Annotated in this window: 19 protein-coding genes; 9 read left to right on the top strand and 10 right to left on the bottom strand. The window is 48.1% G+C overall.

What is annotated here, in order from left to right:
• Positions 1-10 precede the first annotated feature (10 nt).
• Complete coding sequence (locus tag GA0116948_RS13245) at positions 11-733, bottom strand: pirin family protein (RefSeq protein WP_089712967.1); 723 nt, start codon at positions 731-733, stop codon at positions 11-13.
• Between the two features lie 221 nt (positions 734-954).
• Between GA0116948_RS13245 and GA0116948_RS13240 the strand changes: the two genes are divergently transcribed.
• The 6 genes from GA0116948_RS13240 to GA0116948_RS13215 all read left to right on the top strand — a co-directional run bounded on the left by GA0116948_RS13240 (position 955) and on the right by GA0116948_RS13215 (position 9,842).
• On the top strand, positions 955-2,199 hold the full coding sequence (locus GA0116948_RS13240) for a dicarboxylate/amino acid:cation symporter (protein WP_089712964.1): 1,245 nt from the start codon (positions 955-957) through the stop codon (positions 2,197-2,199).
• Between the two features lie 143 nt (positions 2,200-2,342).
• On the top strand, positions 2,343-3,515 hold the full coding sequence (locus tag GA0116948_RS13235; RefSeq protein ID WP_249260572.1) for a glycoside hydrolase family 88 protein: 1,173 nt from the start codon (positions 2,343-2,345) through the stop codon (positions 3,513-3,515).
• Between the two features lie 470 nt (positions 3,516-3,985).
• Positions 3,986-5,089, top strand: coding sequence for a DUF4856 domain-containing protein (locus GA0116948_RS13230; RefSeq protein WP_089712962.1), 1,104 nt, complete (start codon positions 3,986-3,988; stop codon positions 5,087-5,089).
• Positions 5,090-5,159: 70 nt separating this feature from the next.
• Entirely contained in the window at positions 5,160-6,272 is a 1,113-nt protein-coding gene (locus GA0116948_RS13225; RefSeq protein WP_089712959.1) for an imelysin family protein, read from the top strand.
• Positions 6,259-7,635, top strand: coding sequence for an HTTM domain-containing protein (locus tag GA0116948_RS13220; RefSeq protein WP_205686141.1), 1,377 nt, complete (start codon positions 6,259-6,261; stop codon positions 7,633-7,635). The genes GA0116948_RS13225 and GA0116948_RS13220 overlap by 14 nt, the downstream gene beginning before the upstream one ends.
• Positions 7,632-9,842 (top strand): TonB-dependent receptor family protein, encoded by a 2,211-nt coding sequence (locus GA0116948_RS13215; RefSeq protein ID WP_089712954.1) that lies wholly within the window; start codon positions 7,632-7,634, stop codon positions 9,840-9,842. Before GA0116948_RS13220 ends, GA0116948_RS13215 begins: the two co-directional genes overlap by 4 nt.
• 66 nt (positions 9,843-9,908) lie before the next feature.
• Here GA0116948_RS13215 and GA0116948_RS13210 read toward each other — a convergent pair whose 3' ends face one another.
• The 4 genes from GA0116948_RS13210 to GA0116948_RS13195 all read right to left on the bottom strand — a co-directional run bounded on the left by GA0116948_RS13210 (position 9,909) and on the right by GA0116948_RS13195 (position 12,796).
• Entirely contained in the window at positions 9,909-10,460 is a 552-nt protein-coding gene (locus GA0116948_RS13210) for a P-loop NTPase family protein (protein ID WP_123891803.1), read from the bottom strand.
• Positions 10,461-10,647: 187 nt separating this feature from the next.
• Positions 10,648-11,412: an SDR family oxidoreductase gene (locus GA0116948_RS13205; RefSeq protein ID WP_089712948.1), complete on the bottom strand. Its 765-nt coding sequence runs from the start codon at positions 11,410-11,412 to the stop codon at positions 10,648-10,650.
• Positions 11,413-11,493: 81 nt separating this feature from the next.
• On the bottom strand, positions 11,494-11,886 hold the full coding sequence (locus tag GA0116948_RS13200; RefSeq protein ID WP_165798470.1) for a helix-turn-helix domain-containing protein: 393 nt from the start codon (positions 11,884-11,886) through the stop codon (positions 11,494-11,496).
• Between the two features lie 58 nt (positions 11,887-11,944).
• Positions 11,945-12,796 carry an NAD(P)-dependent oxidoreductase gene (locus tag GA0116948_RS13195; RefSeq protein ID WP_089712942.1) on the bottom strand — a complete coding sequence of 284 codons (852 nt, stop codon included), beginning with the start codon at positions 12,794-12,796 and terminating at the stop codon, positions 11,945-11,947.
• A gap of 204 nt (positions 12,797-13,000) precedes the next feature.
• Here GA0116948_RS13195 and GA0116948_RS13190 point away from each other — a divergent pair, with 204 nt between their 5' ends.
• The gene (locus GA0116948_RS13190; protein WP_089712940.1) at positions 13,001-14,149 is read left to right on the top strand and encodes a lactonase family protein; all 1,149 of its coding nucleotides are present in this window, start codon (positions 13,001-13,003) and stop codon (positions 14,147-14,149) included.
• Positions 14,150-14,281: 132 nt separating this feature from the next.
• Here GA0116948_RS13190 and GA0116948_RS13185 read toward each other — a convergent pair whose 3' ends face one another.
• Genes GA0116948_RS13185 through GA0116948_RS13170 form a run of 4 tightly spaced genes read right to left on the bottom strand, consistent with a single transcriptional unit; the run spans position 14,282 to position 17,656 of the window.
• Entirely contained in the window at positions 14,282-14,719 is a 438-nt protein-coding gene (locus tag GA0116948_RS13185) for a DUF2147 domain-containing protein (protein ID WP_165798469.1), read from the bottom strand.
• A gap of 59 nt (positions 14,720-14,778) precedes the next feature.
• Positions 14,779-15,885 carry an ABC transporter permease gene (locus GA0116948_RS13180; RefSeq protein WP_089712935.1) on the bottom strand — a complete coding sequence of 369 codons (1,107 nt, stop codon included), beginning with the start codon at positions 15,883-15,885 and terminating at the stop codon, positions 14,779-14,781.
• A 23-nt stretch (positions 15,886-15,908) separates the two neighbouring features.
• Positions 15,909-16,676 carry a 3-oxo-5-alpha-steroid 4-dehydrogenase gene (locus GA0116948_RS13175; RefSeq protein WP_089712932.1) on the bottom strand — a complete coding sequence of 256 codons (768 nt, stop codon included), beginning with the start codon at positions 16,674-16,676 and terminating at the stop codon, positions 15,909-15,911.
• The gene (locus GA0116948_RS13170; RefSeq protein ID WP_089712929.1) at positions 16,673-17,656 is read right to left on the bottom strand and encodes an NAD-dependent epimerase/dehydratase family protein; all 984 of its coding nucleotides are present in this window, start codon (positions 17,654-17,656) and stop codon (positions 16,673-16,675) included. Before GA0116948_RS13170 ends, GA0116948_RS13175 begins: the two co-directional genes overlap by 4 nt.
• A gap of 194 nt (positions 17,657-17,850) precedes the next feature.
• Here GA0116948_RS13170 and GA0116948_RS13165 point away from each other — a divergent pair, with 194 nt between their 5' ends.
• Positions 17,851-18,228 (top strand): hypothetical protein, encoded by a 378-nt coding sequence (locus GA0116948_RS13165; RefSeq protein WP_240619206.1) that lies wholly within the window; start codon positions 17,851-17,853, stop codon positions 18,226-18,228.
• A 107-nt stretch (positions 18,229-18,335) separates the two neighbouring features.
• Positions 18,336-19,406, top strand: coding sequence for an alkene reductase (locus GA0116948_RS13160; protein WP_089712923.1), 1,071 nt, complete (start codon positions 18,336-18,338; stop codon positions 19,404-19,406).
• A gap of 262 nt (positions 19,407-19,668) precedes the next feature.
• Here the strand turns inward: GA0116948_RS13160 and GA0116948_RS13155 are convergent, their stop codons facing one another.
• Entirely contained in the window at positions 19,669-21,396 is a 1,728-nt protein-coding gene (locus tag GA0116948_RS13155) for a RagB/SusD family nutrient uptake outer membrane protein (protein WP_089712920.1), read from the bottom strand.
• Between the last annotated feature and the right edge of the window lie 6 nt (positions 21,397-21,402).

The raw sequence follows: 21,402 nt of genomic DNA, 5'->3' as shown, positions 1-21,402 counted from the left end.
AAATACGCTTTTAAATGTCCATAGGAATTTCCATCAGCAGGATGGTAGCAGCAGGGGTGTGGGCTTGCAGGGCAATATCGCCGCTGATCTCCGCAATGCCTAGTCCATCGCGCACCTCCAGCAACTGTCCGTCTACCGTAAACGATCCGCTGATCACGAAGGCATATAGGCCGTTGTCTTTCTTATGCAGGGTGTAGTGGGTGGTATCACCGGGTTCAAAATGACCAAGGTGAAACCAGGCATCCTGTTGTATCCAGGCACCATCGTCGTCGGGAAAGGGGGAGAGTATTTGCTGCAATTTGCGCTGACTGCCGGAAGGATCGAGAGTGATCTGCTCATAGCGGGGCTTGCCGTTCAGCGTTTTGGGGAATACCCATATTTGCAGGAGAGCGGCCACCTCGTCGTTGCTGGCGTTAAATTCGCTGTGAAACACGCCCTCACCGGTACTCATAATCTGCACCTCGCCAGCTTTAAGGCGTTTTACATTGCCCATGTTATCTTTATGTTCCAAAGTTCCTGCCAGGGGAATGCTGATGATCTCCATATTATCGTGGGGATGCTCGCCAAAGCCCCGCCCACCGGCTATCACGTCGTCGTTCAGCACGCGGAGGGTACCGAAGCGGATGCGGTCGGGGTTGTACTGCCCGGCAAAGCTAAAGGTCTGGTAGCTGTTCAGCCACCCATGATCCAGGTGTGCCCTGGTGGCTGCCTTGTGTAAGGTGTAATGTGCCATATGTTTGTTGTTTGTGATACAAATGTACGATGGCGCTGGGTGGCTATCCATTGAACTAGTTTAAGAAATGCACCGTGTAATGGTTACAGCAATACATGGATAAAGGTAGCACTCAAACATATGAATCGGAGGGTGGCTATTTTGTAGATATGCCCGTTTAAATTGTATGTATTAAAAGCATAGATTGGTAAATTGTGTTCGCAACTTCCCAACAATTGGCCATGGCTACTTTTTTTCGTTCCTTTTTACAGTCGTACCGAAACATCTTTTGGCTGCTGGGTGGCATCCTGGCCGGTACGGTGGCCGGGCTGATCCTGGGCCCAAGGGTGGCGGTGCTGAAGCCTGTGGGCGATATTTTTATCAACCTGCTTTTTATGGCAGTGATCCCGCTGGTGTTTTTTGCCACTACTGCTGCGGTGGCCAATGTGCAGGGCACCAGCCAGTTGCTCCGGCTTTGCCGGATAACGCTGCTGGTTTTTACGGGTACGGCCCTCGTGGCGGCAGCTTATACGTTGCTGGGCGTGTATGCGTTCCCGTTACACACTACCTTGTCCCGCCACGAAAGCCTGCCCGCCTTGCCACCTATGAGTGATCTGGGTACGCAACTGACCCGGCTTTTTACGGTAGATGATTTTTATAAGCTGTTATCGCGGGAGTGTATGTTGCCGCTCATCGTATTTTCGTTGCTGGTGGGGTTTGCCAGTTTACAGGCCGGGGAGAAAGGCGCAGCATTCCGGCATTTTTTGTTGTCTGGAAATGAGGTGATGAAACACTTGCTGGGGTACATCATGAAGGTGGCCCCATTGGGCCTTGGGGCTTACTTTGCTTACCAGGTGGGCATATTGGGGCCACAGCTTTTTGGAACATATGCCCGCGCACTGGGCTTGTACTATGGGCTTTGCCTGGTGTATTACCTGGTTTTTTACAGTGGTTATGTGTACTTCGCAGGTGGACGGGCAGCACTGCGCCGTTATTGGAAATACAATCTGGTGCCTTCCCTCACAGCTGTGGCCACTTGTAGCAGTGTGGCGGCTATCCCGGTAAACCTGGAAGCGGGGGAGAAGATGGGCATACCTCCCTCCGTGCGCAACCTGGTGTTGCCATTGGGGGCCACCTTACATAAAGAAGGTTCGGCTATTTCATCTATGATTAAAATCGCGGTGGTGTTTGCCCTGTTTCACCGGCCCCTCAGCGGGGTAGATACGGTGGCCATTGCATTGGGCATGTCTGTGCTGGTAAATATGGTGGAAGGCGGCATTCCCAATGGCGGTTATGTAGGAGAACTGTTAGTAATGTCGGTATATGGTTTTCCGCAGGAAGCACTGGCACCATTGATCATCATTGGTACACTGGTAGACCCGATGGCCACGCTGCTGAACGTGAGTGGAGAAACGGCCAATGCTATGCTGGTGGCTCGATTTATGGGACATTCCCTCCTGGAAGAAAGGCAGGATGATAAGGCATAACCCCTGTGGATAACAGGCCCGGCGTATGTGGCTACACCCGGTTTGGAAGCTACTGATAAATAGCCGAAAACGATTTCGTAAAAAAATAGCGCCGACAATGGCGGATAACGGAAGTAAGCGATTAGATTTGGTAATTATACACCATGTTTAAGATGAAATATTTTTTTGCAGGGTTCCTGCTTACCACGTTGATGAATGTGCATGCACAAAGTAAATTGAATGTAGCCCGCCAGTTGCAACGTGCGGCAGTTCAATACCGCGGCATGCTACAGGAGCTGGGCGATACCACCACCTTTTTCCCCCAGTCTATTAACCCTGATGGCAGCTTGCGCAAAATGAGGAGTGATTGGTGGTGCAGTGGTTTCTTCGGGGGCAGTTTATGGTATCTTTATGAATACACGAAAGACAGCACGCTGCAACATGCCGCCGCTACCTGGACGGAAGCAGTGTCTAAGGAACAATATAACACCGGCACCCACGACCTGGGGTTTATGCTGTATTGCTCTTTCGGTAATGGTTACCGCATTACTCACCGCGAAGCATATAAAAAAGTATTGCTCAACGGTGCCCAGTCTTTATCTACCCGATTTCATCCAGCGGTGGGCGTCATCAAGTCCTGGAACAATTTTAAAGGGTATAATTATCCGGTGATCATTGATAATATGATGAACCTGGAGTTGCTCTGCGAGGCCACTAAACTATCGGGCAACAAAAACTATTACAACATAGCGGTGGCCCATGCCGATAAAACGATGGCGCAGCATTTTCGTCCTGACTACAGCAGTTACCATGTGGTGTGCTACGATAGCGTAGGGACTGTATTGGCCAAAATAACTGCACAGGGATATGCCGATAGTTCTGCCTGGGCGCGTGGGCAGGCCTGGGGCCTGTACGGGTATACGGTGATGTACCGCGAAACGAAGGATGAAAAGTACCTGGAACAAGCCAAACACATTGCCCGGTTTTATATGTACCATCCCCGACTGCCTGCTGATAAAATTCCTTATTGGGACTTTGATGCACCGCATACCGATAACGAGCCAAGGGATGCATCTGCTGCGGCCATCGTGGCGGCGGCCTTGTTAGAACTGCAACAGTATGTACCGAAGCAATTGGGCAAAACATATATAGATTTTGCCACAGCAAGCCTGGTAAGCCTTTCCAGTCCCACCTATTTTGCCGGGGAGGGCAATCATCACTTCCTGATAAAACATGGTACCGGCCATTTGCCGGCTCATTCCGAAATTGATGTGCCGCTCATTTATGCGGATTATTATTATATCGAGGCCTTGCTGCGCTATGATAAGCTGCAATAGAAATGGTACGCAGCTCCTGTATTACACACCTATCCTTGTTTGTTTACCTGAAAATGGCTTGCAGTTTATCTAACTGTAAGCCGTTTTGGCGAAATAGATAATGTAAACAATGGCTGGTGGCGTGTTTGTAAACTATGTTGTTTGTTGTCGGAAATTTTAATGATGCTGGTTTATGTCCTAATTAATTATCCAATGAATGCCCATTTGTCTTTCAGCATCCCGAAATAAGCGTCCCAGAAAATTTTTTCCCAGGAGCATCTCCACGGTGCTGGCTTCTGCCAGCCCTTGGAAAGGCGGTTGGCTTTTTTTCACTGCGGCTACAGGCAACCATTTCATATATTTTTACTATCCCAATTATTTTCCCGATTGCGTTTAAATTTTCCCGATCCGATTAGTTGACAATAGGATGTGCCATTAGTTTTGCGTCATCATTTTTTTATATAACTGTATAATAAATTACGACTGTATTTATGCAACGATCTACTTCTATGTGGACTACCTGTTTATTGGCGGTAGCCCTGCTCGCTAGCTGTAAAAAAGATAGCAACCCCTCCACACCTTCCTACAACGTGCCAGCTACCTACAACTTTGCCCCGGCTGATTCTTTGAAAGCGAAAACCATTCTATCGATGATTGGTGAAATGGAAAACCTGATCAATACTGCCAACAGCGGTGCTACTATCAGTGCTTCCCAGCTTAAAGGCATGTACGCCAATACTGGCAGCTATTTCACCGACACTACTTTTAGTGGTACTATCTTGCAACTAAACAGCAGCGGTATTTCCCTGCAAAGCCTTACCACCAGCAGCGCACAGCCCTTTATACTTTCTATACTGGACAGTATTGCTGCAAATAGTGCCTCTAAAGTAGCTGCTGCCGACGGTGTAGCAGGCGTAAGCGAACGCAAAACACTGCTCTCAGCCAACGGTATCTACTGGCGCCAGTTATTCACCAAAACGATGATGGGTGTAGTAATAGGTCATCTAACAACAGATGTGTTCCTGAAAGATTCTCTCACCGTGGCCGATAATAATGCTAAAGCACACGCGTGGGACAATGCCTTTTTTCTCTGGAGCGTTCCGGCCAACTTCCCGTCCAACCGTGTTGGCGTGAAATACTGGGGTTCTTACACCAGTCAGATCGATTCCGGTCTGGTAAAACCAGTCGTTAACCTCACCGGTGTAGCAGCAAACACCACGCTGCTATCTGCCTTCACCACTGGCCGTGCCGCTACCGGCGCTAACGATCTGGTGACGGCGCAAAAGCAGGCAGGTATTATCATCAACACATTTGAGAAGATGGAAACCGCCGCTATCCTGCATGAACTGAATGAAGCCAAAGGCAACTTGGCCAATGGTGCCAGTGCCGTGGTAGGAAACCTGTCTGAATCACTCGGCTTTGTACAGGCCCTCAAGTACAACACCCAGCGTAATAAGGTTACCGATGCGCAGGTTGCCGCCATTGAAACGATGTACGGCACCAACCTGTACGACGTTACCCCCACGCAGATAGATAACATTATCAATGTACTGAGTGCATTGTATGGCTGGGATAGCGTAAAGTCTTACCTGTAAAATTTATTATCATTCCCATAGTTGGTATCCGCCGCCATGGCGGGTACCAATTATCATTATATCTGAACATATGCAACAACGGAACATACTCGTGGCAGTCCTCGCAGGCTGCATTGGCCTGGGTGTTTTAATCTCCTGCGGTAAAAGCGGCGACAAAGACACAACGCCTGTAAACAATAGTAAAACAGATTCGGTGCTGGCAAATTTTGGTGCCAACATTATTGTGCCCGCTTACCAGCAATTGGCCACCACCACTGCCGCCATGGATGCGGCGGTGACTACCTTTACGGCTACTCCCAATGCAGGAAATCTCACCAGCCTGCAAACGGCTTTTAAAAATGCCTATGTGGCATATGAAAGCTGCACCCAGTTCGAGTTTGGGCCGGCCGTGGACCAGTCTTTGGTAACCACCATCGTGAATGTTTTTCCTACGGATACCAATACCATTAAGAACAACATGACCACAGGTAACTTTACCATCGATGGATTGTCTAACTTCAAAGCACAAGGCTTCCCGTCATTGGATTATATACTGTATGGCGCTAATAGTGCTACGGTGGTGGCTAATTTCAGTACAGCTGCCAATGCGGCCAATGCTCAAAAATATCTAGCTGCGGTAAGCGCTTCGCTGAAGGCTAAAGCGGCCGCGGTGTTAAATGCATGGTTGCCCACTGGTGGCAACTACCTGGCTACATTCAGCGCAGCCACCGGTGTAGACGCGGGTAGCTCCCTGAGCATCTTAGTGAATGCTTTCGTGTACGATTACGATGTAATTCTGAAAAATTATAAACTGGGCATTCCCATCGGTAAGTATGGTGCCTCTACCATTCCGCAAGACCCGGCTAAAGTAGAAGGTTTTTACGGAGGGCTTTCCCTGACCCTGCTCCATGCTGAACTGCAATCTATGCAACGGGTGTATACCGGCGCTTTTGAAAAGAAAGTAGTAGCATCCAGTGCGCAGTCTAACGGAGGCTCTCTCAATGATGCCATTAAAAACCAACTAGCTACTGTTATCACCAAGGTGAACGCTATTCCTGAAACGCTGTCTGGTTCTATCACTACAAATGCCGCCGCAGTGAATGACGCTTATACTGAAGCTACTAAACTGGTGGTGCTGGTAAAAGTGGATATGAGTTCTGCCCTGGGGGTAAAAATATCCTTCTCCGACGATGATGGCGATTGATAATGATTACTGGCAGCATATAAAGAATAAATATGTTACCCAGCCTGTGCATATCGCTCCGCTGGCTGTGCTACGCATGGTCTTCGGGGCGGTTATGTTTATCAGTACCGCGCGGTTTATGGCCAATGGATGGGTGAAAGATTTTTTTATTACGCCCACCTTTCATTTTCCCTTTTATGGATTTGAATGGGTGAGGCCCTTTCCGCCTACTGGCATGTATGTGCTGTACGGAGTGATGCTGCTGGCTGCGCTGTGTGTGGCCATAGGCCTGTTTTACCGGGTGGCCGTTGCAACATTTTTCCTTTGTTTCTGCTATGCCGAACTGATAGATAAAACTTATTATCTTAATCATTATTACCTGGTAAGCATCATCACATTTTTGTTGATGTTGACGCCCGCACACCGTTATTTTTCGCTCGATGTGCTAAGGAAACCTGCGCTGAAAGTAACACAGGTGCCAGCCTGGACGATTTATATCTTCCAGTTGCAGTTGTGCATCGTTTATTTTTTTGCGGGGCTCTCCAAGGTGAATTATGATTGGCTGATTGCAGCGATGCCATTGAAAATATGGTTGCATGCCAAAGAGCAAACACCCTACCTCGGGATATTGCTGCGCCAAAGCTGGTCACCCTGGGTTTTTAGCTGGGCAGGGGCTTTGTTCGATCTGTCTATCGCGTTTTTATTGATGGGCCGTCGTACGCGCAAAGTGGGTTATGCCATGGTGGTTATTTTTCATGTGCTTACCGCACTGCTGTTTCAGATAGGCATGTTTCCTTACATCATGATGGCAGTTACCATTATTTTTTTTCCTGCATCTTTTCACTGGCAGCTTATCCGTTTACTGAGCGGGGGAAGAGGTTTGCCAGAGCAACAGGTGGTGCTGCCATGGCCGCCTCATAAGGCAAAGGCGATGTATGGACTGCTGGTACTGTATTTTAGCTGGCAGCTATTCATGCCTGTCCGCTTTTTGCTGTACCCGGGCAAATTGCTTTGGACGGAGGAAGGTTATCGTTTTTCCTGGCGGGTTATGCTCATGGAAAAGGGCGGCACTACTTTTTTCTACATAAAAAATCCTGCCACTGGGCGGCAGTTTGAGATTAACAATGCCAGGTTGCTGACCCCCTACCAGGAGCGGATGATGGAAACGCAGCCAGACATGATGTTGCAATACGCACACCTCCTGCATGATACCTATGCGAAAAAAGGCATTCCCGATCCGCAAGTCTCGGTGGCCAGTTATGTATCGCTGAATGGAAGCGGCAGCCGTTTGTACATAGACAGTACGGTGAACCTGGCCACGCAGCGCGAAAGCTGGTTTGGCCACAAAACCTGGATACTGCCTTTTAAAAAGAACCAACCATGAAATTTAATATATTGATCAGTGCCAGCCTGTGTGCCTGTGCGGTGGCGGCTTTCGGGCAGGATACCACCCACATCCGCAACCTGGATTCTGTGATAGTTCGCCGCAACGAAGGCAAAGCCGGCTTCTCTCACCTGCACGATGTGGAGGGCACGTCTATTTACGCCGGCAAGAAAACGGAGGTGATCGTGCTGAAAGACGTGGTGGCTAATACGGCTACCAACAATCCCCGCCAGGTATATGGCAAAGTAGCGGGCCTTAATATTTGGGAAAATGACGGTGCCGGCATACAGTTGGCCATTGGTGGTCGTGGACTAAGCCCCAACCGGGTGGCCAATTTTAATACCCGCCAAAATGGGTACGACATCAGCGCCGATGCATTGGGCTATCCAGAGAGTTATTACACCCCGCCGGTAGAACTGATGGACCGCATAGAAATTGTGCGGGGAGCAGCATCCCTGCAATACGGCACCCAGTTTGGCGGCATGATTAATTTTAAACTCCATGAAGGCCCCACAGATAAAAAGTTCTCCCTGACGGAACGCGCCACCGCAGGATCCTGGGGCTTTTTTAATAGCAGCACCAGCATAGGTGGCACGGTGAAAAAGTGGAATTACTACGCCTTTTACCAGCATAAGTCTGGCAATGGATGGCGGCCTAACGCGGAGTTTAATACTAACACGGCCTATGGCTCACTTACCTACAAGGCCAATGAAAAATTGGCTGTCACCTTTCAATATACTTTTATGGACTACCTGGCCCACCAGCCAGGAGGGCTTACAGACGCCGATTTTGCCAAAGATCCCCACCAGTCTGTGCGCGCCCGTAACTGGTTCCGGGTAAACTGGAACCTGGGCGCGGTGATGCTGGATTATAAAATTAACAGCCACCTGCAATTTAATACCCGCTTTTTTGGTTTGATGGCCCGCCGCGATGCGCTAGGCATTCTCACCTTCATAGACCGGGTAGACAATGGAGAGACCGACCGTGATTTGTATAAAGACCATTATCAGAACTGGGGCAATGAAAGCCGGCTGTTGTACAATTATAACATCGGGAAAGTGGCGTCTACGTTGCTTTTGGGCTTCCGGTATTACCAAGGCCATACCGACCGGGAACAGGGTTTTGGGAACAACGGTACCACGGGCCATGGCAACGACTTTTCCTTTACGCCAGCCTTGCAAACGGATACCCTGCGTTACTCGGATTACATTTTCCCGGAACGGAATACGGCGGTATTTGCCGAAAACATTTTCCGCATTACTTCCCGCTTCAGCATTATTCCAGGTGTGCGTTTTGAACATCTCGTGACCAAGGCAGATGGTAATTACACCAACGTAGCATTTGATTTGGCAGGCAACCCGATAGACCCGCAAAAGGTGATGGATAATAAGATAAACCGTCGCAGCTTTGTGATAGGTGGGGTAGGAGCTACTTACCAGGTACGCAACGATATACAGGTCTACGCCAATTTCTCCCAGAACTACAAGGCCATTAACTTCAATGACCTGCGCACCCTGAATCCAAATCTGCGGGTAGACAGTGCATTGCACGATGAAAAAGGCTACTCTGCCGATGCGGGTATCCGCAAAACTGCGGGTGTACTGCGTTTCGATGTAAGCTTGTTTATGATTAATTACAATAACAAAATAGGCAGTATTTTATCAGTAGACCCCCAGACCTCCATCATTTATAACCTGCGTACGAATGTGTCGCAGTCGCGTCATATCGGCGTAGAGTCTTATGTGGAGGCAGATATATGGAAATGGATAGCCGGAGATAATGCCAAAACAAGCGTATCGATATTTTCCAACTTTTCCTACCTCAGTGCAAAATATGTGAATAGTAAAGAAAAAGTGATTGAAGGCCGCAAAGTAGAATTTGTGCCAGACATTATTTTTAAAACGGGTCTAATGGTACGCCGAAACAAATGGACGGCCAGTTACCAGTTCGCTTACACCGGCCAACAATTTACAGACGCTACTAACGCAGTTTTCACGGCCAATGCGATTGATGGCAAGATACCAGCCTACCACATCATGGACTTATCTGCCGAGTATACATTTAGTAAAATGATCTCATTGTATGGCAGTGTAAATAACCTGGCCAATACGATGTACTTCACCCGACGGGCAGACAGCTATCCCGGGCCAGGTATAGTACCCAGCGATGCACGCAGTTTTTATCTTACGTTGCAGTTGAAGCTGTAAAAAGGGAGCATCATAAGTAGCATGTAAACAAAAGGCTGGTGCGGGGTTGCGCCGGGCCTTTGTTATTTAATCTGCCTGGGATAAGATTTCGCGGATACGCTCCATCATTATTTCTCTCCGCACGGCTACAGACATATCGCCTTTAATGGTAAGCACCGGGCAGCTGAGGGTATTCATCCAGGCGGTGTGTATGGCCAGGCTGCGGCGCACGTTGCCGGTGTCGTAGCTGGAGGCCCACTCCATAAATTCTTCGTGCATGCGTTTGCGTTGAACATCTTTTTCAAAAATATCACCATAGCGCGCTAGTTCCCGGGCGCGCAAACGCTCCATGCGGATATCGTGTGGCACATAGAGGAATACGGCCAGGTCGAACGCCGATTTCCATTCGGGGCCCCAGCTCACAAGAGAGCCGCTGACAATCCAACTGTCGTAAGGTTCCAAGGCAGCCTTCAGCAGTTCGTTGCGTGCTGCGGGAGATCTTCTTTTTGTGAAGGGAATGCTGGACGGTGCCCAGAAATAATCATCCGTATCAAAAAAGGGAATGTTTAGTATTTCCGCCAGGTCTTTCCCTTGGGTGGTGCAACCTGCACCGGATGCGCCAAACAGGTGAATTTTCATCTTTTGTGATTGAAGGTCCTTTACCAAATTTAAGCGGATCAAAGGAATTTGCAAGCTGTGCAAAACTTATATTGCAGGAATGGCCATGTTACACTAAAAAACACCGGCCATCGCCTGAAGTGATGGCCGGTGCCTAAATAATCAGTCAGGCATACTTTTCTGCGTTTAAAGGTTTATTGGGCATGCTTTACAACATCATGCCGCCAGAAACTTCAATGCGCTGCGCATTGATCCAGCGGGCTTCTTCAGTGCAAAGGAAGGCCACTACGCCGCCAATGTCGTCTGGTAGGCCAGTGCGGCCCAGTGCGGTTACGGAAGCAATGAATTTATTTACCTGCTCATTATCCCTTACACTGCCGCCGCCAAAGTCGGTTTCAATGGCGCCAGGAGCTACCGTATTTACGGCAATGCCCCGGCCACCCAGTTCTTTGGCAAGATAGCGGGTAAGTGTTTCAATACCGCCTTTCATCGAAGCGTAGGCTGCATAACCCGGGAAACTAAAACGGGCCAGGCCAGTGGAAATATTAATGATCCGGCCACCATCTTCCAGGAAGGGCAGTGCTTTTTGCGTAAGGAAGAATGTTCCTTTAAATTGAATGTTGAACAGGGTGTCTAATTGTTCTTCGGTGGTGGATTCGAAAGAAGCGTATATGCCAATGCCGGCATTATTTACCAGGAACTGGAACTTTGATGCGCCGAAGGTGTTTTGCAGGGTGGCCTGGAAGGTTTTAAAGAAGGCGTCAAAGGTTTTGCTGTCGCCTACATTGAGTTGCAGGGCGGCAGCCTTCACGCCTAGTTGGATTAATTCCTTCACCACGGTATCCGCTTCCTCTTTTTTACTGTTGTATGTCAGTACCACGTCTATGCCTTTACGGGCAATCGCGTAGGCCATGTTTTTTCCTAATCCCCGGCTGCCACCGGTTACGAGTGCAATTTTTCTTTGTGTTGCCATACTATTGTGTTTTTTATATTGTAAACACAAAATTGAGCAGAAGTAAGCAGAAAAAATGATGCAGACTTCAGTATTTCCAAATCAGGTGTGTTGGGCTTTTAGCTGTTTGCGGTGTTGCAGGGGGGTAACGCCCGTCATGCCTTTATAGAATTTTACAAAATTGGTGGGGGCGCTGTAGGTAAGCTTGTAGGCAATATCGGCGATGGAGAGGTCCGTTTCTTCCAGTAATCGGGTAGCCTCTGCCACCATGGCCGCTTCCAGGTGATCGCAGGGGCTTTTGCCGGTGGTAAGTTTGATGGTATTGCTCAAATGTACCGGATGCACAAAAAGTTGGGCCGCAAAATCCGATGTGTGATTAATTTTATCTACCCGGTCTTGCTTCAGTTCATGCATGTGCTGGGTAACCAACGTTAGAAACTGTTGGGTAAGCTCGTCTTTGCGGGACAATATTTTTTTTGGTATGGTAGGAGGCATGTGTTGGTATATTTCTACATTAATTACGCCCGTATTTAAGCGCTTACAGACAGATGGATCAGGAAACCGCATCTTTGCCAATCACCGTCCAGTCGTCATTGCCATGACCCTGGGCAATGTATCGGTCCATTTCCGCTGCAATGGCGGGAATTACTGCAAGGGGTACGCCGGCTGCCTGTGCGGCTTGCAGGAACAAGCCCGTGTCTTTGCGGGCCATATTCAGTTCCCAGGTAGGTTGACTGTAATCGCCGGTAGACATACGTTTTACGCGGGCGGGCAGCAAAGCGCCGGGGTTCCAGCTATCGAATAATGACAATACATCTGTGGCGGAAATATGCAGTGCTTTGGCCAGGGCCAGGGTGTCTGCAATACCAGCGGTGAAAGTTACCAGGAAGAGATTGCCAATGAGTTTTATACCGGCGGCCTTGCCTTCTTCGGGACCAAAGTTCAATACCTTGCCCGTCATTTTGGAGAGTGCCGGTTCCAGTTTTTTCACCACCTCCTGGTTGCCAGATACCAGCATAATGCCGGTACTTTCCAGGGCATTGGCCGGACCCATAAATACGGGCGCGTGCAGGTAGGTGAAGCCCTTTGTTTTCCATGCCTGGGTGCGGGCAATGGCGCCGGCGGCAGAGGTGGTGGTGTGGTCTATAATAAGTACGCCCGGCTTAAAGCCTGTACTGGCCGTGGCCAATACTTCATCTACAGTGGCGTCGTCTTTCAGGGTGAGGTGAATTACATCGGCGCCTTTCACCGCGTCTGCTACGCTGGCAAAGGCTTTGGCGCCATCTGCCTCCAGGGCCTTTGCCTTGGCCGTCGTACGATTCCAAACCTGTACTTGTTCTCCTTTTTTGATCAATGCCTTTACAAAATTGGCGCCCAGAAGTCCCGTGCCTAAGAATGCTATCATCGTTTTTCAGTTTACTTAAAGATACGCATTTTGGAGCTGGACGCTGGAAATCATCCGGTCGTTCTGTCTGTACGCTGGTGAGGCCCGCTGCAATGATTGATCAAATTTATTCAGGCTGCCCAATTGCGGTAACGCAGCCGGCAGCAGATAAATGCATGGGTTTACAAAAAAACTTCCTTATTTTTCTGCCCAAATTTTCCATGTATGAAAAAAAATGCATCAAGAATTGCCAGCCTGGCGGCGGTTGCCCTGTTTTCCTTTGAAGGTGCCACTGCACAGCAAGCTGCAAAAGCTCCTGCCAGCACGGATCCTTACCTCCTCCTGGGTACTTATACCAATGGCAAAAGCAAAGGCATTTACGTCTATACATTTAATACTGCCACTGGCAACGCTACGGAAGTTAGTCATGCCGAAACCAGCAACCCTTCTTACCTCTCCGTATCGCCCAACAAAAAATTTGTGTATGCAGTAAATGAAGACAATGGTCCCGGTGCTGTAACATCATTTGCATTCGATCATAAAACGGGCAGCCTCACGGCCATCAATCAGTTGCCATCCGAAGGAGAGTCACCTTGTTACATTACCACTAGTAAAAACGGCAAATTCATAGCGGTGGCCAATTACAGCTCCGGCACCTATGCGGTGTTTCCGGTAGATATTACGGGACATATCGGTGCGCCGGTAGAAAAACGGGCAGACGAGGGTAAAGGCCCTAATGCAGCACGCCAGGAAAAGGCCCATGCCCATGCCACCATTTTTTCGCCCGACAATAAATTCCTGTTTGTAGATGATTTGGGTACAGACAAGATCATGTCGTACCATTTTAACGATGCCAGTGGACAGCTCACACCGGCTTCCCCTCCGTTCGTATCAGTGAAGCCTGGCAGCGGCCCGCGCCACCTGGTGTTTGATGCCAGCGCAAAGTTTGCTTACCTCATCACTGAAATGTCTGGGGAGGTAATCGCATTTGCTTACCACGAGGGCAATTTTAAAGCCATCCAGACTATTTCCAGCCATCCTGCTAATTATAAGGGAGAGATCGGTTCGGCAGACATTCATATTTCGCCGGATGGCAGGTTCCTGTATGCCTCTAATCGCGGCGATGCCAATTCCATTGCCATTTTTAAAAGAGATGCAGCCAGCGGTAAGCTAAGCATTGTAGGGATTACCTCCACCAAGGGCATTGAGCCCCGTGGGTTTAACTTTGATCCCAGTGGAAATTTCCTGCTGGTGGCCCATCAAACCAGCAATGATGTGGTGATCTTTAAGGTGAATAAAGAAACCGGCGAACTAACGGATACGGGTCATCGCATTTCAGTAGGCAGCCCGGTATGTGTACAATGGATTCCTTAAAAAATCAATAACTACCGGAGAAGATCCCGCACGGCGACGTGCGGGATCTTCTGTTTTTCCTGCCTGAAGAATGCCGGAAAAATAGTAAAAGTGTTCAGCAGGGAAGCAGGCTGCTGGCGGGGGATCATTATTTTATTCCGACAGTGTCCATTTAATGGTTTTTCCCAATACGGGAACACCCTTGTACACCCGCATGAACAATGTTTTACCTTCTATTGTTATGGTAACGTTGTAGCTGTTACCATCCTCATAGTTGTAAATTTTTCCGTTGGTCCATTTACCATCCTCGTAGGTAAGGCCGGATATGAGTGTATAGTTGCTCAAAGTCCTGGAACGAAGGGCCGGATCTGGATTGTGAATATCTTTCTTATACGTTTTACCATCTGCTTCGAGTTGGCGTGTGCCGTATATCATTTGCGCATGATAAACATTGCCGGATTTCAGGAAAGATATTTTACTCTCCTTGGTGTCCATTTCCCATATATGCAAAATGCGGTCTGCTTTGGGATCATCTTGGGCAAAAGCAGCGATGCCTGAAAAAAGGCTCAATAGGAGGAGGAGGCTTTTCATAATTTTTCCTTTAAAATTAATTATATAATTGTACTGTTTCCGACTTATGTGTAAAAGGATCATTCCCATTTGAATGAGTATACAGATAATCCACCCACTAAGATAGTCCATACCAGTAGCCCGGTTAGTTGGGAGGGTATCTGCCAGATGTGCAACCCTTCAAAAGCTATTTTACGCAAGCCATCTACGAAAAAAGTGAGTGGCAATAATTCGCAAAAATGACGCAACCAGGCCGGGTAATTTTCCACCGGGAAAAATAGTCCGCAAAGTAAAATCTGTGGAACGGTGATAGTGTTGGCTACTGGCGCAATAGAGCTTTCATTGCGGATAAGCCCACTGATCATGAAGCCCACGCCGGTAAAAATGATCAGCCCAAATATCGATAATAGCAACATTTCCAGGAAAGTAAGGATGCCATTCACGAGGGTAAACTGGAACACATAATAGCCCAGTGCTGTAATAATAATAAAGCAAAATATCTGGAACAGCAACCGGCTGATCATTTCTCCGAGCAGGAAAAAGAGTGGCTTTATCGGGGTGGCATAAATGCGTTTCAGTACCAGCGTAGTGCGCAGGTTAAAGAGCGAAAAGGCAGACCCGAAAACGCCTGCCATTAACAGGGAAAAACCAAGCTGGCCAGGTAAGATGAAATCTATTTGCCGGTACTCTCTGCCGGGAACATTGGTGGTTTTCAGCACTGCAACAACAGGTTGGTCGGGTAATACGGCTTTATTGATATTGCCCACCAGTTCCTGTAAAGCGGCACGTATCAGGGGCAGCTTGGTGCTGGCCGCGCTGGATGTGAGCAGGTTCATGTTGAAATGAGGAAGATCTTTTTCCATGTCAGGAGGTGGCACGTACAGGAGCCCGGCTATCCGGCCCTTCTTGAGCGCGGCAATAGCGGCAGCAGAATCTGTTGTGGTAGACACATCAAAGATGCTGATGGCTTTTATCGCAGTAAAAATAGGCGTGGTAGTATCGCTGTTTGGAGAGAGTACAAGCTTTACTTTAACAGCGGTATTGTCTACCATGGCCCCAAATACCAATACGAATATAATAGGAAATAAAAGGGCAAACACCACAGAGGTGGGGCTGCGTAAAGTGGCGATAAGACTGGCTTTAGACAGTGCGAAAGTTGCTTTTACCTGACTATATTTTTGCGACATAAGTTATTTGTATAAAAGTAAATTCACCATATAAAAGGGAATAAGATTTTTCTTTCCGGCGGATACTCCGAAAATTTTTGTTTGTACCAGCGATGATTGGCTACTGCACGTGGTACCAGGTTGGCGCAGGTCCAGATCAGGAAGGTAACGGCTGGCAGGCTCCAGGTGAGCAGTGCGTACCCACTCCATTCTATTATTTCACCCATCAGATTGGGGGAGGATACATATTGAAAGAGGCCTTGTTGTGGTATTTTATAACCAGTTTCCCCATTTTTGCGCAAATTTATTAGCTGATAGTCTGAACGCCAGTTAATGAGCATACCCGAGATATAAAGGATGCAACCGATAATAAAAGCAGGAGAGGAACACCAGTTGTCGGGGTAGTGGGCAAAAAAGGCAAACCATATGCCCAGCAAGGAACCATTAACGGTATTGAACAGTACCGCCGAAAGCATGATCAACGCGGGCATTTTCTTGCCTTTGGTCCTGATCATAAACGGATAAATAAAACTGCGGTGTATGTAATGAATAAGGAACAGGATGATCATAATGCCCGATGGCGATAACCACTGCATTTGCGGCAAAGGCAACCATAGCAAAACGGTTACGATTACCGTGGCTTCCATGACCATCCAGCCCAGTTTGTTGCTGATCATAGGGCCCCAATTGTTGTTACTAAACTTGCCATAAGGGGCTTCCCTGCGTAGCAGGTACAGACCTGCGCCTATGCCAATTACTATCCAGCATGCAATAAAAAACGTGTAATGTTGATAGGAGATAAAATGATTCATGAAATATTGCCTGTTTGCTTAAACCAGTTAATTGTGTCAGTAAGTGTTGTAGATAAGGGCCTTGGGTGGAACTGTAGCTCCGCGCCAGCCCGGGAATGATCTATTTTTTTGTTGCTGTAAATAAGATTGTAAATAGATTGTTTTGTATAAAATGGAGGGCTTCCGCTGAGACGCGCCCATAATTTCACCAAAGGTAATAGGGAAAATATCAGCCACAGGGGTAACACCGGCAGGGATATCTTTTTCCCTTTTACCTGGCCGATGTACTGGCTTAAGGTAACGAGGGTAGCCCATTCCCCGCCCAGCAGGTAAGCCTTACCCGGTGTGCCGAGGGTGAGGGCGCTAACGATGGCGGCAGCTACATCTCTTACATCTACGAAGTCTACCCCACCCGGAAACAGGGCAGGTACCGCCTCCTGGTAAATGCGCATAATGGCACTGCCCAGTAAGGAAGGCTTTAGATCATGTGGCCCTACAATAGCAGTAGGGGCCAGCACAATTACTTCCAGTTCCGGATCATTATACGAAAGGACAATGGCTTGTGCGGCGGCTTTAGAATGCTCGTAAGTGAATTGAGTAGCGGCCTGCAGGGGCCGGGTTTCATCCAGGCGTTCATCAAAAGGTGCTTGCTGGAAAGCGGTAACGGAGCTGAGATGAATAAAACGCTTTACGCCCGCTTTTTTTGCCGCTTCTAATAATATACGGGTGCCGGTAGTGTTGGTATAAAACATTTTTTCATCCGGCTGGTCGTTTAACGATATCACGGCGGCCAGGTGTATAACAACCGTGGCGTCCTGAACCAGCGATTGTAAGCTTGTCTCATCCGTCAGGGAGCCTGTCACATAAGCTACCTGCTCGCCATAGGCTTCCTTTTGAGAAGGGTCGCGGATGAGCAGTCGTAATGCATGTCCTTCTTTTAATAATAATGGCACCAAAGTGGCGCCGAGGAAGCCTGTAGCTCCGGTTATTGCAATTTTCATTTAAAATAGCGGTCAATGTAACGGCGTACAAGATAACACTTTCAACGCAGGAAGGTACTACGCTGATGCAGGAAAATATTTACCGGGAATAAATCATCCTGCCTGAGCAGGAAATATTTTATCATGCGGGATGATGAAAATATGCTTCCCCTTTTAAACAATCCATATTAAAAGTGGTGATAAGTGCTTATTTCATGACCCAATCTTATTTAAGAAAAAGTGGAAAAGCAGGACCAGGCAAGGTATGCATGATTGCTATTTTTTTCTATCTTAACCGCTCATTACCCCTTAATTTTATGGACTCTCTTAAAATAAGATGCCCCAAATGCAAATGGGAACCGGACGGAAAGCCTTATTGGCAATGTAGTTGTGGCCATGTTTGGGATACTTTTACCACCGGTGGAAGATGTCCGGCCTGTCAGAAAGTATGGGAAGACACCTGTTGTATCTATCCGCCTGCTGGTTGTCTCCAATGGTCGCCGCATTTGGATTGGTATGAACATCTCGATAATATATTGCTGGAGATCCGCGAGGTGATCGCCACACCGGTGAAAAAGCCGGTTGAGGAATAATTTTTTACGCCGGGTTATTTAAAGGCACCCAGCCTAGCTTACGGATAGGATGCTTGTTATATGTGGGCCATAATTTGTGGTACTATTCATAACGTAAAGAAAAAAATATGAAGAAGTTGTTATTGCCTTACAAAAGTCAGGCACTGGATTTGAAAAACCATTTGGTGATGGCGCCCATGACCCGCTGCCGGGCCATTCACAATTTGCCGAATGCCTTAATGGCCTCCTATTATAGTCAGCGTAGCGGGGCGGGATTGATTATTGCAGAGGGTACTTCCCCGGCGCCGGAAGGGCTTGGTTATGCCCGCATTCCTGGTATTTTTTCTAAGGAACAGGTGGAAGGCTGGAAGCTAACTACTGCTGCGGTGCACCAACATCATGCTAAGATATTTTTGCAACTCATGCATACCGGCCGCATTGGTCACCCGGCTAATCTGCCGGCAGGTGCGCAGGTAATAGGCGTATCGGCTATTGCCGCCGCCGGGCAAATGTATACAGATACAGCCGGTATGCAGGATTACCCGGTTCCCGTAGCTTTAACTACGCAAGGGGTAGAAGACGTGATTGAAAGCCATGTTAGCGCCGCCAAAAATGCCATCGCCGCCGGATTTGATGGGGTGGAGCTGCATGCTGCCCACGGTTACCTTGTGGAGCAGTTCCTGCACCCCGAAGTAAACAACCGTACGGACAAGTATGGCGGAAGTGTAGAAAACCGGACCCGGTTTGCAATAACTATTGCCCAGCGCATAGCCGATGCAATCGGCAAAGAAAAGCTGGGGGTTCGTATATCTCCCAATGCTACCGTAGGAGATCTGAAAGCCTACGATGCCGCTACCACGCAAGAAACATACATTCATTTAAGCAGGGAGTTTAACCGCATTGGCCTTGCCTATGTACACGTTAGTCTTTTCCCAGAAGCGCCGGCAGCAACGTTGGCCGCCATTCGCGCAGCATTTAAAGGAACGCTCATCTACTGCAATGGCTTTACCCCGGAAACAGCCGAAGCGGCTTTACATAAAGGAGGGCCTGACCTCATTGCATTTGCTCATAGCTTCATCGCAAATCCCGACCTGGATCAGCACATCCTGAAAAACGCCCCGTTAAATGAAGGAGATCCTTCCACTTTTTACTCGGCAGACGCTAAAGGATATACTGATTATCCCGCGTTATCTCAGTAGAGGTACCGGTTTTAGCTGCGTTTAAGGGGTAACCATACAAGCCCAATTGATGTTGTGGATCTATTGCGCCTGGGCGGTGGCCCAGCACTGTATACACAATGTATAAACAGGTAATACTTTGACGATGAAGTCATGAATAACCGGCAGTTAAATGAAGAACAAATAGCTGTAGGAGTGCTACAAACAGGCGCAAAAAAACTGCTGCCCCATATCCTTATTCATGGTTTCCGGAGGGACAGCAGTTTTACAAATGGAGTTGTAATTAATTATATCCGGGATTTTGTACAAACTGTGGGTTCGCGCCCATAATGTCGCGGCCTATCGGGAAGATGGCCGTGTGGTTGTCGGCATCGGGTTGTTTATCCCACCAGGTTCCCGAGTTAAATACGCCCCAGCGAATGAGATCGGTACGGCGGCGGTTCTCTCCAAAAAATTCGCGTCCCCATTCGTCCAGCATTTCCTGGTCGGTGAGTTGGCTGCCGTCGGTCTTATACAAGCTAGTAGAACCAGCGGGATAATTGCGTTGGCGCACTGCATTGAGCAAGCTTGCCGCGCTTGCCTTATCGCCTGCGCGATATTTACATTCGGCCAAAGTGTAGTAGATTTCAGATAACCGTATTTCGGCATAGGCAGAGGTAATACGGTTGGGATCTGGCGTGGGATATAAAGGATATTTGAGGAAGAAAATGCCGGAATTATGGTCGGCATGATTCATATCAGATTCCTTATCGGCAATGCGTTGTCCTGGTTTGGCATCTAGGAACCATCCTACCTGGTCGCGGATAAACAGGGGATAAGATCCTTTATTCCCCCGCACGGTATCGGTAACAGTATTTCCATTTACGGTATGTTGGTAGGGGAGATAGCCAAACAAGAACATACCTTCCCGTTTGCTATTGCCCAGGTTTTTGTATAGTTTAAGGCGATAGTCGTCGGGATAGTGCTGGAACTTTACGAATGGCTTGCCGAGTGTAAAACTATATTCAACACTGTCTACATCGCGTCCAGGTTGCAGCGCATATTTTGGATTGGCCTGGTTAAAATCTGTGAAGCCACAATACAAGGGTGCTGCATCGTAGGTCATGGCATTAAAATACATGCCTCCGTCGTATTGCCAATGGGTACGGTTGAGGCTAGCGGGGAATCCATAAATGGTTTCAGAATTTACGGTAGAATTGGTATAATCAAACGGGGCATCCCAGCGAGTATCTAGCTGATAGCTGCCGTATTTGCCATTGATGATGTCCTGGCATACCGTAGCGCAATCGGTAAATTTATCCTGGTCTACATACACCTTAGCATTGAGGTATAGGCGGGCCAGTAATGCGGCGGCACCGGCCTGTGTCCACCGGCCAATACCATTATCGCCCAGGGCTGCACGCAGGGGAAGGTCTGGCAATGCGGCTTTCAACTCTGATTCTATATAATCAAAAGTTTCCTGCGGTGTAGATTGCTTGTTGCCGGCGGTGCTGTTTTTTACGTCAGTTACGATTTCAATATTGCGGTAAAAATCAAAGGCTCTTAAGTAAAACCAGGCTCTCAACGTTCTTAGCTCGGCTTTAAAGTCGGCCAATTCGGTGGCCGTTACATTGAGCTTTGTAGGGTCTTCAATACTTTCCATATCCTGCAACGAATTGGTGGAAAGTACAATGCCCTGGTAAAAGGCCGTCCATGCCCCGTTGGTGAAATTATCCTGCGTAGTCCAGGTATGATAATGCATGCGCTGGTAATAGTTGCCATCCTGCCAGTCCCCCTGGCGATTATAGGTGCCTATTTCGTCAGAAGAATTTTCATTAACGGCAAATATATCATTGCCTTGTATGCTCCAGTAAGCGTGTTCAAAAGGTCTTAAAAAATCAGTAATTACATCTTGACGCCTGGTCAGGAATTTAGATACATCCACTTTATCATACACATGCTCATCAAGTTTTGTACATCCGCCAATGAACAGGGCGGTAGTTAAAATAGCATTGATTATATACTTTTTCATCTCTTT

It is taken from the genome of Chitinophaga costaii (genome assembly GCF_900094705.1).
Classification (GTDB): domain Bacteria; phylum Bacteroidota; class Bacteroidia; order Chitinophagales; family Chitinophagaceae; genus Chitinophaga; species Chitinophaga costaii.
The sequence above is the reverse complement of the archived record's forward strand: the minus strand, read 5'-3'. Positions and strand labels throughout refer to the sequence as shown.

Coding starts and splice junctions, on each gene's coding strand:
- GA0116948_RS13245 (WP_089712967.1), bottom strand. CDS start 733: ATGGCACATTACACCTTACACAAGGCAGCCACCAGGGCACACCTGGAT.
- GA0116948_RS13240 (WP_089712964.1), top strand. CDS start 955: ATGGCTACTTTTTTTCGTTCCTTTTTACAGTCGTACCGAAACATCTTT.
- GA0116948_RS13235 (WP_249260572.1), top strand. CDS start 2,343: ATGTTTAAGATGAAATATTTTTTTGCAGGGTTCCTGCTTACCACGTTG.
- GA0116948_RS13230 (WP_089712962.1), top strand. CDS start 3,986: ATGCAACGATCTACTTCTATGTGGACTACCTGTTTATTGGCGGTAGCC.
- GA0116948_RS13225 (WP_089712959.1), top strand. CDS start 5,160: ATGCAACAACGGAACATACTCGTGGCAGTCCTCGCAGGCTGCATTGGC.
- GA0116948_RS13220 (WP_205686141.1), top strand. CDS start 6,259: ATGATGGCGATTGATAATGATTACTGGCAGCATATAAAGAATAAATAT.
- GA0116948_RS13215 (WP_089712954.1), top strand. CDS start 7,632: ATGAAATTTAATATATTGATCAGTGCCAGCCTGTGTGCCTGTGCGGTG.
- GA0116948_RS13210 (WP_123891803.1), bottom strand. CDS start 10,460: ATGAAAATTCACCTGTTTGGCGCATCCGGTGCAGGTTGCACCACCCAA.
- GA0116948_RS13205 (WP_089712948.1), bottom strand. CDS start 11,412: ATGGCAACACAAAGAAAAATTGCACTCGTAACCGGTGGCAGCCGGGGA.
- GA0116948_RS13200 (WP_165798470.1), bottom strand. CDS start 11,886: ATGCCTCCTACCATACCAAAAAAAATATTGTCCCGCAAAGACGAGCTT.
- GA0116948_RS13195 (WP_089712942.1), bottom strand. CDS start 12,796: ATGATAGCATTCTTAGGCACGGGACTTCTGGGCGCCAATTTTGTAAAG.
- GA0116948_RS13190 (WP_089712940.1), top strand. CDS start 13,001: ATGAAAAAAAATGCATCAAGAATTGCCAGCCTGGCGGCGGTTGCCCTG.
- GA0116948_RS13185 (WP_165798469.1), bottom strand. CDS start 14,719: ATGAAAAGCCTCCTCCTCCTATTGAGCCTTTTTTCAGGCATCGCTGCT.
- GA0116948_RS13180 (WP_089712935.1), bottom strand. CDS start 15,885: ATGTCGCAAAAATATAGTCAGGTAAAAGCAACTTTCGCACTGTCTAAA.
- GA0116948_RS13175 (WP_089712932.1), bottom strand. CDS start 16,676: ATGAATCATTTTATCTCCTATCAACATTACACGTTTTTTATTGCATGC.
- GA0116948_RS13170 (WP_089712929.1), bottom strand. CDS start 17,656: ATGAAAATTGCAATAACCGGAGCTACAGGCTTCCTCGGCGCCACTTTG.
- GA0116948_RS13165 (WP_240619206.1), top strand. CDS start 17,851: ATGACCCAATCTTATTTAAGAAAAAGTGGAAAAGCAGGACCAGGCAAG.
- GA0116948_RS13160 (WP_089712923.1), top strand. CDS start 18,336: ATGAAGAAGTTGTTATTGCCTTACAAAAGTCAGGCACTGGATTTGAAA.
- GA0116948_RS13155 (WP_089712920.1), bottom strand. CDS start 21,396: ATGAAAAAGTATATAATCAATGCTATTTTAACTACCGCCCTGTTCATT.